This is a genomic window from Actinoplanes derwentensis (assembly GCF_900104725.1).
In the GTDB taxonomy this organism is placed as follows: domain Bacteria; phylum Actinomycetota; class Actinomycetes; order Mycobacteriales; family Micromonosporaceae; genus Actinoplanes; species Actinoplanes derwentensis.
In genome coordinates, this window is sequence record NZ_LT629758.1 from 4147729 (window position 1) to 4159727 (window position 11999).

General features: G+C 69.9%; 9 protein-coding genes. 1 reads left to right on the forward strand and 8 read right to left on the reverse strand.

Features of this window, described 5'->3' with window-relative positions:
• Nucleotides 1-2: 2 nt before the first annotated feature.
• From BLU81_RS18385 to BLU81_RS18410, 6 genes are read right to left on the reverse strand one after another with little or no spacing between them, the layout of a single operon-like run.
• Entirely contained in the window at nucleotides 3-1277 is a 1275-nt protein-coding gene (locus BLU81_RS18385; RefSeq protein ID WP_092545798.1) for an NtaA/DmoA family FMN-dependent monooxygenase, read from the reverse strand.
• Nucleotides 1270-2217: an LLM class flavin-dependent oxidoreductase gene (locus tag BLU81_RS18390; RefSeq protein WP_092545799.1), complete on the reverse strand. Its 948-nt coding sequence runs from the start codon at nucleotides 2215-2217 to the stop codon at nucleotides 1270-1272. Before BLU81_RS18390 ends, BLU81_RS18385 begins: the two co-directional genes overlap by 8 nt.
• Nucleotides 2214-3746, reverse strand: a complete 1533-nt coding sequence (gene nikE / locus BLU81_RS18395) for a nickel ABC transporter ATP-binding protein NikE (protein ID WP_092545800.1) — start codon at nucleotides 3744-3746, stop codon at nucleotides 2214-2216. The genes BLU81_RS18390 and nikE overlap by 4 nt, the downstream gene beginning before the upstream one ends.
• The gene (locus BLU81_RS18400) at nucleotides 3743-4591 is read right to left on the reverse strand and encodes an ABC transporter permease (RefSeq protein WP_092545801.1); all 849 of its coding nucleotides are present in this window, start codon (nucleotides 4589-4591) and stop codon (nucleotides 3743-3745) included. The genes nikE and BLU81_RS18400 overlap by 4 nt, the downstream gene beginning before the upstream one ends.
• A gap of 3 nt (nucleotides 4592-4594) precedes the next feature.
• A complete protein-coding gene (locus tag BLU81_RS18405) occupies nucleotides 4595-5509 on the reverse strand; it encodes an ABC transporter permease (RefSeq protein ID WP_092545802.1) in 915 nt (304 codons plus the stop codon).
• Nucleotides 5506-7146 carry an ABC transporter substrate-binding protein gene (locus BLU81_RS18410; RefSeq protein ID WP_092545803.1) on the reverse strand — a complete coding sequence of 547 codons (1641 nt, stop codon included), beginning with the start codon at nucleotides 7144-7146 and terminating at the stop codon, nucleotides 5506-5508. The genes BLU81_RS18405 and BLU81_RS18410 overlap by 4 nt, the downstream gene beginning before the upstream one ends.
• Before the next feature lie 106 nt (nucleotides 7147-7252).
• Between BLU81_RS18410 and BLU81_RS18415 the strand changes: the two genes are divergently transcribed.
• On the forward strand, nucleotides 7253-9193 hold the full coding sequence (locus BLU81_RS18415) for a sulfatase-like hydrolase/transferase (RefSeq protein WP_269461061.1): 1941 nt from the start codon (nucleotides 7253-7255) through the stop codon (nucleotides 9191-9193).
• Between the two features lie 64 nt (nucleotides 9194-9257).
• On the opposite strand, the gene BLU81_RS18420 is transcribed toward BLU81_RS18415, so the two are convergent.
• Both BLU81_RS18420 and BLU81_RS18425 read right to left on the reverse strand, forming a co-directional pair.
• On the reverse strand, nucleotides 9258-11213 hold the full coding sequence (locus BLU81_RS18420) for an AMP-binding protein (RefSeq protein ID WP_092545804.1): 1956 nt from the start codon (nucleotides 11211-11213) through the stop codon (nucleotides 9258-9260).
• A gap of 153 nt (nucleotides 11214-11366) precedes the next feature.
• On the reverse strand, nucleotides 11367-11966 hold the full coding sequence (locus tag BLU81_RS18425) for a TetR/AcrR family transcriptional regulator (protein WP_172890579.1): 600 nt from the start codon (nucleotides 11964-11966) through the stop codon (nucleotides 11367-11369).
• Between the last annotated feature and the right edge of the window lie 33 nt (nucleotides 11967-11999).

Genomic DNA, 11999 nt, shown 5'->3' on the forward strand with positions numbered 1-11999 from the left:
GGTTACCGCCCTTTCAGGCCGAGGTTGTCGCGCAGGGTGCCGCCGGAATACTCGGTCCGGAACACACCGCGCTCCTGCAGTAACGGGACCACCTGGTCCACGAAGTCGTCGAGCCCGGCCGGGGTCAGGTGCGAGACGAGGATGAAGCCGTCGCAGGCGTCGGTCTGCACGTATTCGTCGAGTTGCTCGGCGACCCGGTCGGCGGTGCCGATGAAGTTCTGCCGCCCGGTGACCTCGATGATCAGGTCCCGGATCGACAGGCTCTTGGCCTCGGCCCGGGCCCGCCACTCGTCGGCGGTCTTGAGCCGGTCCGGGTACATGCCGGCCCGGCCCTTGATGATGGTGTCGTCCTCGTCCAGGACCGGATCGATCTCGGGAAGCGGCCCTTCGGCGTCGTATCCGGACAGGTCGGTGTTCCAGAGTTGCTCCAGCAGCAGGATCGCGGTCTGCGGGCTGACCTGCTGACGCCGGATGTAGTGGGCCTTCTCCTGGGCGTCGGCGTCGCTGTCGCCGAGCACGTACGACACCCCGGGAATGATCTTCAGGTCGCTCTCGGCCCGGCCGTACCTGGCGAGCCGGTCCTTGATGTCGCGGTAGAACAGGCGGGCGTCGTCGATCCGGTGGTGCCGGCTGAAGATCGCGTCGGAGTGCTGCGCGGCGAGTTCCCGGCCGCTGTCGGAGTCACCGGCCTGCAGGATCACCGGGTGGCCCTGCGGGCTGCGCGGCACCCCGAACCGGCCCTTGATGTCGAACTGCGAGTTCGTGATCGCGAAGTCGCCGCCGTCGGTGTCCCACAGGGCGCGGGCGGTCTGGATGAACTCGGCGGCCCGCACGTACCGGTCGGCGTGGTCGAGGAAACCGCCGCGCCGGAAATTCTCGCCGAAGAACGCGCCCGGTGAGGTGACCACGTTCCAGGCGGCCCGCCCGTTCGACAGGTGGTCGAGGGTGGCGAGTTGCCGGGCCAGTTCGTAGGGCTCGTGCCAGGTGGCGTTCAGTGTTCCGGCGAGCCCCAGACGGGTGGTGACCGCGGCCAGGGCGGTCAGCACGGTCAGGGTGTCCGGGCGGCCGACGACGTCCAGGTCGTGGATGAGGCCACGCTGTTCACGCAGCCGCAGGCCCTCGGCGAGGAAGAAGAAGTCGAACAGGCCGCGTTCGGCGGTCTTCGCCAGATAAACGAACGAGTCGAAGTCGATCTGGCTGCCGGCCCGCGGGTCGCTCCACACGGTGGTGTTGTTCACGCCGGGGAAGTGCGCGGCGAGGATGATCTGCTTAGGCAACGGACGCCTCCTGGGCGTAGCGGTTCACGGCGACCGGTAGTCCCAGCCGTTCGCGGAGGGTCTTCTGGTCCGACGTCCGGAAGAGTCCACGGTGGCGCAGCTCCGCCACTGTCTCCGATATTTCGGAGATGTCCGAGATCCGCAACCGGAAGCCGTCGACCCCGGAGACCGTCCACCAGTTCTGGATCAGGTCGGCGAGTTGCGTCTGCGTGCCGGTGAAGGAGGCCGCGTCAGAAATGCCCCCGATCGTGATGTCCGCGAAGATCTTCTTCGACGGCCCGATCTGGCGGACCTTTCGGGCGGCGTCGTCGGCGTCCGACGGAGTGATGAAGAACAGGTCGGCGTCCAGGTGGTCCCACACCTCGGGCGCGTGCGCGAGCGCGGCGACCACCGGCTGCCCCTGCGGCGACCGCGGCACGATCGACGGCCCCTTGACCGAGAAGTGCTCCCCCTCGAAGTCGATGTAGTGCAGTTTGTCCCGGTCGATGAACCGCCCGGTGGCGACGTCCTTGATGATCGCGTCGTCCTCCCAGCTGTCCCAGAGCCGCCGCACCACCTCGACGGCGTCGGCTGCCTCGCCGATCAGCGTCTCCACCGGCAACGAGGAGCGCCGGCCCAGCAACGAAGCGGAGGCCGGATCGGGTGAGACCCGGACCTGCCACCCGGCCCGGCCCCTGCTGATGTGGTCCAGGGTCGCCAGGGACGTCGACAGGTGGAACGGCTCGGTGTGGGTGGTGGTGGCGACCGGGACCAGACCGACGTGCCGGGTCAGCGGGGCGACCAGGGAGGCGACCAGGACCGCGTCCGGGCCGTGCCGCCCGAAGGCGTCGTCGAAGGTGACCAGGTCGAGACCGGCGTCGTCGGCCTGTCCGACCTGGGTGATCCAGTCGCCGGCGGCGAACGAGTCGCCGCTGAGGGCGACGGCCAGGTGCAGTGTCATCGGATGACCTCCAAAGTGGGCACCGCGTCCAGCAGTGCCCGGGTGTACTCGTGGCCGGCGTGTTCGAAGACGGCGCGGACCGGTCCCTGTTCGACGACACGGCCGTCGTGCATGACCAGGACCCGGTCGGCGATGTCGCGGATCACGCCGAGGTCGTGCGAGATGAACAGCAGTGCGGTGCCGTCGTCCTCGCGGATCTTCGCGAGCAGGTCCAGGACCTGGGCCTGCACCGACACGTCGAGGGCGGAGACCGGTTCGTCGCAGATGATCAGACTCGGCCGCGGTGCGATGGCGCGGGCGACCGCGACCCGCTGCCGCTGGCCACCGGAGAGCTGACGGGGATACCGGTCGAGGACTTCCGGGCCGAGGCCGACCCGTTCCAGGACCGGTTCCGGGTTCTCCCCCTTCGGCAGGGCCTCGCCGACGATGCGGCGCACCGTCCAGCGCGGGTCGAACGCCGACAGTGGATCCTGCGCGATCAGTTGCAGGCGGCGGCGGATCGGGCGGCGGGCCCGTTCCGGGACGCCGCTGAACTCCTGGCCCTCGAACCGGACGTGACCGGACGTCGGGTCGGTGAGCCCGAACAGCAACTGGGCGACGGTGGTCTTGCCGGAACCGGACTCGCCGACCAGGCCGACGATCTCCCCTCGCCGGATGGTCAGGCCGAAGTCCTTGACGACCGTGCGGTCGCCGTACACCTTGCGCAGGGCGGTGGCCTCGGCCACGACCTCACCGGGTTCGGCGGCGCTCTCCCGGCGGCGGCCGGTGACGGCCGCGATCAACTCCCTGGTGTACGGGTGACCCGCCCCGGACAGGATCGAGCGGGTGCCCCCCGACTCGACGATCCGGCCGTCCTTCATCACCAGCACCCGGTCGGCGAGTGCCGACACCACCGCCAGGTCGTGACTGATCAGCAGCAGCGTCTCCCCGGCCGCCCGGCGTTCGGCGAGCAGAGCCAAGATCTGGGCCTGAACGGTGGCGTCCAGGGCGGTGGTGGGTTCGTCGGCGATCAGCAGTCGCGGGCCGCCGGCGATGGCCGAGGCGATCAGGGCCCGCTGCCGCAGACCACCGGAGAGCTGGTGCGGGTACTGCCGGGCCCGGCGTTCAGGCTCCGGCACGTGCACCGCGGTCAGCAGGTCCTGGACACGGCACGGCCGGTCCCGGCGGTCGCCGATGTCGTGCACCCGCAGCACCTCGGCGATCTCCGCGCCGACGGTGCGCATCGGGTCCAGCGAGACCAGAGCGTCCTGCAGGACCAGCCCGGCGAACCGGCCACGCAGCCGCCGCCAGTCGCGGGCCGCGAACCGCCGCACGTCCCGGCCGTCGACGGTGAACGTGCCGGCTTCGACGTGGGCTTGCGGACCGGCCAGTCCGACCAGGCTGCGAGCGGTGACACTCTTGCCGGAGCCGCTCTCCCCGACGAGGGCGACACACTCGCCCTCCTCGATGCCGAAGCTGACCCCGCGGACGGCCTCCACCCGCTTGTGGCCCAGCCGGAAGGTGACCCGCAGGTCCTCGACTTCGATCATTGGTGGCGCCCTTCGAACCGGCCCTGCAGATGCCGGCCGATCACGGTGAGAGAGATGACGGTGGCCGTCACCGCCGCACCCGGCAGCAACGACGCCCACCAGGCGAGGTGCAGATAGCCGCGGCCCTCCGACAGCATCGCGCCCCATTCCGGGGACGGCGGCTGCGGACCGAGGCCGAGGAAGCTGAGCCCGGCCGCGATCAGGACCGCCTCACCGAGCCCGATCATCGCCAGGACCGGGATCGGGCCGAGTACGTTGGGCAGCACGTGCCGCAGCACCAGGCGGGTGCGCGACGCTCCGAACGCGACAGCGTGCGTGACATACGGCGCCTGCCGCACCACCAGGGTCTGCGCCCGTACCACCCGGGCGTGATGCGGAAGGGTGGCGATGCCGATCGCCACGATCAGACTGGTCGTTCCGGTTCCGGCGATCGCGATGAACAGCAACGCGAGCAGCACCAGCGGAAACGCGGCCAGGGCGTCGAAGCCACGGCTCAGGGCCTCGTCGGCGTACCGGTGGGTGAGCCCGGCGAGCAGGCCGAGCAGGATGCCCGCGCCGACGGCGATCACGGTGGCGGCCACCCCGATGCTCAGCGAGTGCCGGGCACCGTGCACGACCCGGTCGAAGACGTCGCGGCCGAGCTGGTCGGTGCCGAACCAGTGCGCCGCCGACGGTCCCTCCAGCACCCGCAGCGGGTCGGCGGCGAGCGGGTCACCGGCGAACAGCGACGGCCACACCACCGCGGTCGCGACCAGGGCCAGCACGATCACGGCAGCGGCGATCCCCGGACGGGGCCGTCGCAGGGTCAGCCGGCGCACCTCGGGCCGGGGCAGGGCGATGGTCATTGCTCAGCTCCTTCGCAGGCGCGGGTCGATGAGCAGGTAGGCCAGGTCGGCCGCGGTGTTGATGACGACGAACGCGGCCGCCGCGAGGACCACGACGGCCAGCACGACCGGCATGTCGCCGTTGCCGACCGCCTGCAACGTGACCTGGCCGAGGCCGGGACGGCCGAAGACCTGCTCGATGATCACCGAACCGCCGATCAGGACGCCGGACAGCCAGCCGAGCAGGGTGACCGCCGGAATCAGGGCGTGCCGCAGCGCGTGCCGGACCAGGACCGCTCGTTCCGTCAGGCCCCGCGCGCGGGCGGTGACCGTGAACGGCTCGTCCAGAGCCCGGTCGATGCCGTCGCGCAGCACCTGGGCCAGCACCCCGGCGATCGGCAGCCCGAGCGTCACGGCCGGCAGGACCAGAGCGGCCCAGCCCTGATCGCCGGAGACCGGGAACATCCCGAACCGGAACGAGAAGACACTCAGCAGCACGATCCCGATCAGGAACGGCGGCGTGGACACGATGACCAGCTCGGCGGTCGAGCTGACCCGGCGCGCCCACCGGTTCCGGGTGGTGACCGCCAGCACCAGCGCCAGAGCCACCCCGACGACCGCAGCCGCCAGGGCGAGCTGGACCGTCGGCAGGATCTGCTCGCCGATCACGTCGCCGACCGGGCGCTGCAGCAGGTAGGAACGGCCCAGATCCCCCTGGGCCGCCCGGAACAGGTAGTCGAGGTACTGAACGATCGCGGGCCGGTCGAGGTGCCACTCGGCGATGATCTGGGCACGGATCTGCGGGGTGTCGGCGCCGTCGCCGATGATGCTGTCCACGATGTCGCCGGGGGCGGCCAGCAGCGCGAGGTACGCCGCCGTGGCCGCCGCCCAGAGCACGATCACTCCACTGGCGACCCGGCGCGCGACCGCCGTGATCACTTACTCAACCAGACGTCGTAGGCGTTACCCGGAACCCCGGCGGTCGGTTCGAAACCGAGCCCGCCGACGCCGGTGCTCGCGGCGACCTGGTCGGCCGGGGCGTAGAGCGGCAGGATCAGCGCCTGATCGGTGATCGTCGACTTCTGCACCTTCCGGTACGCCTCGACCCGCTTCGCCTGGTCACTGCTGGCCTGCGCCTGCTCCAGGAGCCCGTCCAGAGCCGGGTCCTCGAGGCCGGTCCGGTTGATCGCGCCGCCGGAGTGCAGCAGCAGGTTCAGGGCGGCACCGGCATCGGTGTCGGCGCGGGAGTTGTCGAAGACCTCGTAGGCGCCGTCGGCCAGAGCCGTGGCGGCGGTGCCCTGGTCGACCAGGGCCACGTCCAGGTTGATGCCGGCGCTCTGCTTCACCGCGGCCTGCACGGCCTGGGCCAGCACGTCGCGGCGGTCCCGCACGAACGGCGCCGACTGCACCAGTCGTACCGTCAATCGTTTTCCGCCCTTGGTCCGGAAGCCCTCGGCGTCGCGCGTGGCCCAGCCTGCCTCGTCCAGCAACCGGTTGGCCTTCGCGGTGTCCCCGCTGTAGGTCTTCTCCAGAGTCTTGTCGTAGAACGGGCTGGTCGGCCCGATCACACTCCACGCCCGGGTCGCGCGGCCCCGGTAGACACCGTTGAGCACCGCGTCGACGTCGACCGCCTCCCGGAACGCCCGCCTGACCTTGACGTCGTCGAAGGGAGCGTTGGCGGTGTTGAAGTAGTACGAGTACGCCGAACCGGAGTTCAACCCCCGCGCCAGCGTCAACCGGCTGTCTGCGGTGATCAGCGCCTCGTCGGTGGCCGGCACCCCCTCGACGATCTGGACCTGGCCGGAGGTCAGCGCCCCGACCCGCACCGACGACTCCTTCAGGAAGCGGTAGGTGATCTCGTCGAGATAGGCCGGCCCGGTGTGCCCGGCGGTCGACGGCGCCCAGTCGTAGTCCGGGTTCTTGACGAAGTGCACCTCCTGCCCGGCGGTGTAGCGGTCCAGCACGAACGGGCCGGTGCCGGCCAGCTCGGGGCCACCGAACTTGAGGTTCTTCGCCTCCTTCAGCGACTTCGGCGAGACCTGCGCGCCCTGCGGGGTGGAGAGGAAGTCGAGCAGCAGCACGTCCGGCTGCTCGAGGTGGAAAGCGACGGTGGCCGGGTCGACGACCTCGACGGAGTCCAGGTGACGCAACTGCACGGCCAGCACCGACGGGTTGTAGCCCTCGACCCGGAACTGGTCGAGGTTGGCCTTCACCGCCGCGGCGTCGAACTTCGTGCCGTCACTGAACGTGACGTCCGTACGCAATTTGAAGGTGTAGGTTTTTCCGTCCGCTGAGACCTCGTAGCCGGTGGCCAGCCACGGCACGAAACCGCCCTGGCTGTCGTGGGTGAGCAGCGACTCGAAGGTGTTCCCGACCAGCAGGCGGGCTTTGGCCTGCGCGTACTGATGGGGGTTGAAGGTGATCGGCTCGGTCTCGATCGCCCAGGTCAGCGAGCCGCCGCTGACCGGCTGCCCGGCCGCGGCGGCACTGCCCGCCCCGGACGAACCGGGCGAGCAGGCGGAGGTGAGGACGAGAGCGAGAGCGGTGACTACGACTGCCGGCCGGATACGGCGCATGAGTGGTTCCTCCTCTCCATCATTCCTATAGTTCCGATAGGAAATTGGCAACAGCCTATGATCCCGGACACGCCAAGTTCTCGATCAGCATCTGAACCATCTCGGCATGGTCTGCGTTCCCCATGACGTGCAGCCGACAGACCTCGCCGATCCGCAGCAGAACCCGGATTCCGACAAAACCCCCGCTCCCGCTTCGCCCGAGAATTCGGAGCCCGCGGCGGAGGTCGCCACCCCTGCCCCCGCGCCGGAACAGGCCCCCGCGCCAGAGCCGGCATCGGAGCCGGCATCGGACACCGTCGAAGCTGCTCTTTCGGAAACCGCTCCTCCGGAAACCGCTCCTTCGGAAAGCGCTCCCGAGGTCGTCGAGGCCGTCGCCGTCGATCCCGGCGACAAGATCAAGACACCCGGCCGGGTACGACGATTCCTGAGCTCCCCGTGGATCTCCCACGGACTGACCGTCCTGGCATGCGCGATGGTGCTCGGCGCCCTGCTCTACCCGAACGTCCTGCGCCGGCTCACCCTCGGCAGCTTCGCCCGCATCCCGATCGAAGCCGCCGTCCTCATGCTGGTGCTGGTCGTGCTCCCCCGCCGCCCCCGCATCGCCGTCGGCTCCGTCGCCGGGGTACTGCTCGGCTGGCTGATGATCCAGAAGAGCCTCGACATGGGCTGGTTCAAGACCCTGGCCCGCCCGTTCGACGTGGTCCTCGACTGGGAACTGTTCGACGACACGTACAGCTTCATCCGCGACTCCTACGGCCAGCTCGGCGCGTACGCCGCCGCCGCCGGTGTCGTCCTCGGCGGGGCCGCCGCCATCGCCGCGATGGTCTGGGCCGTCCTGCGCGTCGCCGACCTGCTCGCCCGGCACCAGCGCCGCTCGGCCCTCGCCGCCACCGGCATCGCCTCGGTCTGGATGCTGACCCTCGCCCTCGGCGTGCAACTGGTCCCCGGTGTCCCGATCGCCGCCCGCACCACCGCCACCTACGCCTGGGACCGCGCCTGGCAGGCCCGCGCCGGCCTGGCCAACGAAGCCGCCTTCGCCGACGAGGTCAAGGTCGACGCCTTCCGCGACACCCCGCCCGACCAGCTGCTGAGCGCCCTCAAGGGCAAAGACGTCATCTTCACCTTCGTGGAGAGCTACGGCCGCAACGCCGTCGAGGCCCCCGAGTTCGCCGAAGGCACCGGCGCGGTCCTGGCCGAAGGCGACGCCAAACTGAAGCAGGCCGGGTTCGGCGCCCGCAGCGGCTGGCTCACCTCACCCACCTTCGGCGGCAACAGCTGGCTGGCCCACTCCACCCTGCTGTCCGGGCTGTGGATCAACAACCAGTCCCGCTACCGCAACCTGACCGCCAGCGACCGCCTCACCGTCACCAGCGCCTTCAAGAAGGCGAACTGGGACACCCTCAGCGTCATGCCCGGCGCCACCCGCGCCTGGCCGGAGGGCAAGTTCTACGGCTACAACCGGGTCTGGGACTCCCGCAACCTCGGCTACCAGGGCCCCAAGTTCAGCTGGGCGCAGATGCCCGACCAGTACACGCTGAAGAAGTTCACCGAACTCGAGTACGCCAAGCCCGGCCGCGAGAAGCTGTTCGTCGAGATCCCGCTGATCTCCAGCCACACCCCGTGGGCGCCGATCCCGTCGTTCTTCCCCGACTGGAACCAGGTCGGCGACGGCTCGATCTACAGCGAGGTCGCCGCCCAGGGCGAGCAGAAGGCCGACATCTGGACCAGCTCCGAGAAGGTCCGCACCGAGTACGGCCGGTCCATCCAGTACACCTTGACCACATTGATCGACTGGGTGCAGAAGTACGGCGACGACGACCTGGTCCTCGTCTACCTCGGCGACCACCAGCCGTCCAGCGTCGTCACCGGCGACAACGCCAGCCACGACGTACCGATCACCCTGATCGCCAAGGACCCGGCCATCCTGGACAAGATCGACTCGTGGGGCTGGGCCGACGGCCTCAAACCCCAGCCCACCACCCCGGTCTGGCAGATGAACACCTTCCGCGACCGTTTCCTGACCGCCTACGGCGCAGGCGAACACTGACCGCGGTGTGCGGCGCCGGTCCCGGTCATTCCAGGCGCCGCACACCGCCCCACTCCACCGTTGATCAGCGTGGTGTCCGCAACACCGGGCGCAGCGCCTCCAAGACGGCCGGGTCCTCGATCGTCGCGGGGACCGGCTCCTCGCGGCCGTCGGCGACATCGCGCATCGTGGCGCGCAGGATCTTGCCGGATCGGGTCTTCGGGAGTGCCGCCACCACGTCGACCCGGCGCAGGGCGGCCACCGCGCCGATCCGTTCACGGACCCGGGCGACCAGTTCCGCCTCCAGTACCGCCGGCGGCGTGCCCACCCCGGCCCGCAGCACCACGAACCCCCGGGGAATCTGCCCTTTCAGCAGGTCACCGACCCCGATCACGGCACACTCGGCGACCGCCGGATGCTCGGCCAGCACCTCCTCCATCGCACCCGTCGACAGCCGGTGCCCGGCCACGTTGATCACGTCATCGGTGCGGCCCAGCACGTACAGATAACCGTCGGCGTCGAACATCCCGCCGTCCCCGGTCAGGTAGGCACCCTGGAACGCCGACAGATACGACCGCACATACCGCTCGTCGTCCCGCCACAACGACGGCAGACAACCCGGCGGCAACGGCAGCCCGAGCACGATGACGCCCTCCACCCCGGCCGGCACGTCCACCCCGTACGGGTCGACCACCCGCACCCGGTAACCCGGCATCGGCACCGACGGCGAGCCCGGCCGGGTCGGCAACTCCTGCAGACCGCGGGGGCTCGCGGCGATCGGCCAGCCCGTCTCGGTCTGCCACCAGTTGTCGACGATCGGGATGCCGAGCAGGTCACCGGCCCACTCATACGTCCGCGGGTCCAGTCTCTCCCCCGCCAGGAACAGCGTACGCAGACAGCTCACGTCCCGGCCGGACAGCAGTTCGCCCTCCGGATCCTCCTTGCGGATCGCCCGGATCGCGGTCGGCGCGGTGAACATCGCCGACACCCGGTGCTGCTCGATCACCCGCCAGAAAGCGCCCGCGTCCGGAGTGCCGACCGGCTTGCCCTCGTACAGGATCGTGGTCGCCCCGGCCAGCAGCGGGCCGTACACGATGTACGAGTGGCCGACCACCCAGCCGACGTCGGAGGCGGCCCAGAAGACCTCGCCCGGCCGTACGCCGAAGATGTTCTCCATCGACCACCGCAACGCCACCGCATGGCCGCCGTTGTCGCGGACCACGCCTTTGGGCCGTCCGGTCGTGCCGGACGTGTAGAGGATGTAGAGCGGATCGGTCGCCGCCACCGGCACACAGTCCGCCGGGGTCGCGTCCAGCACCGCGTCCGCCCAGCTCAGATCGCGGCCCGGCACCAGATCGGCGGGCGCCTCGGGCCGTTGCAGGATCACGCACCAGTCGACGACGTGCGCCGACTCGGCCAGGGCCGCGTCGAGCATCGGCTGATAGCGCACCACCTTGCGGCCCTTGATGCGGCCCTCGATGCCGCCCTCGATGCCATTCTCGATGCCGCCCTCGAAGCCACCCTTGAAGCCACCCTCGATGCCGCATGAGCTGGCGATCACCAGGCGGGGCTGGGCGTCGTCGATGCGGGCGGCAAGCTCCCGGGCCCCGAACCCGCCGAAGACCACCGAGTGCACGGCACCGAGGCGGGCACACGCCAGCATCGCGATCACGGCCTCCGGCACCATCGCCATGTAGATCACGACCCGGTCCCCGCGTTCCACCCCGAGACGGCGCAGCGCACCGGCGAAGACGGCGACCTCGTCGCGGAGTTCGCGATAGGACCAGGTGCGGGTGATCCCGGTGACCGGGCTGTCGTGGATCAGCGCCGGCTGGTCGCCCCGGCCACTGTGGACGTGCCGGTCCAGGGCGTTGTGGCAGGTGTTGAGGGTGGCGCCGGGGAACCAGCGGAAGATCGGAGCGGTGCTGTCGTCGAGGATCCGGTCCGGAGGGTCGATCCAGTCGATGGCCTCGGCGGCATGCTGCCAGAAGCCGGCCGGGTCGGTGATGCTCCGCTGATAGGCCTCACGATACGAACCCATGCCCTGACACTGTGCCCCCGGTCACACCTTGTCCAGCATCCTAGGAGGCCAGCCTGAAGGCTGGACCAGCGCTTCGACTACCGGCGGACCAGTCGGTCCATCATGGAGGAACGGACCGGACCGTCCGTCGCACGGACAGTCCGGTCCACAAATTCAGGAAGCTTGCGGGAACACCCGTTCCACCATCGCGATCAGCGACACGGTGAGCAGCGAATGCACCTGATCCCGGGTCAGCACCCCCCGCTGCAGCCACTCCTGCGCCGTCCAGATGGCCAGCCCGACGTACGACCGGGTCATCGCCCGCAGCGCCGGAGACGGATCGTCACTCCCGAGCGCACGCAGCACTCCCGTCGCAGCGTGATCAACCGCCTCGGCGATCACTTCGTGCACCTCGGCATCAGCCATCCCACCGGCCCCGGTGGCCGCTAGCCAGGAGGTGCTGTGCCGGGAGACGACGTCCAGGAACCAGTTCACGATGAAAGCGGCCCGTTCGGGCAGTTCGCCCTGGGGAAGCTGCTCGAAGGCGACTTCCGGCACGGTAAGCATTATCCTTACCACTTCGAGGTATAAGTCCTTTTTTGTCCCGAAGTAGTGGTTGACGAGCCCTCGCGCCACTCCGGCGTCGCGCGCCACATCGGTCGTGGACACCTCGGCGTACGGTTTCGCCCCGAACAAGCGGATCGCCACCGACAGGATCTGTTCACGCCGGGCATCCGGTTCCAGCCGCCGCCGGCGCACGGCCTCCACACTCACCCGGCCGACACTACGGCACATCGATCCATAGGT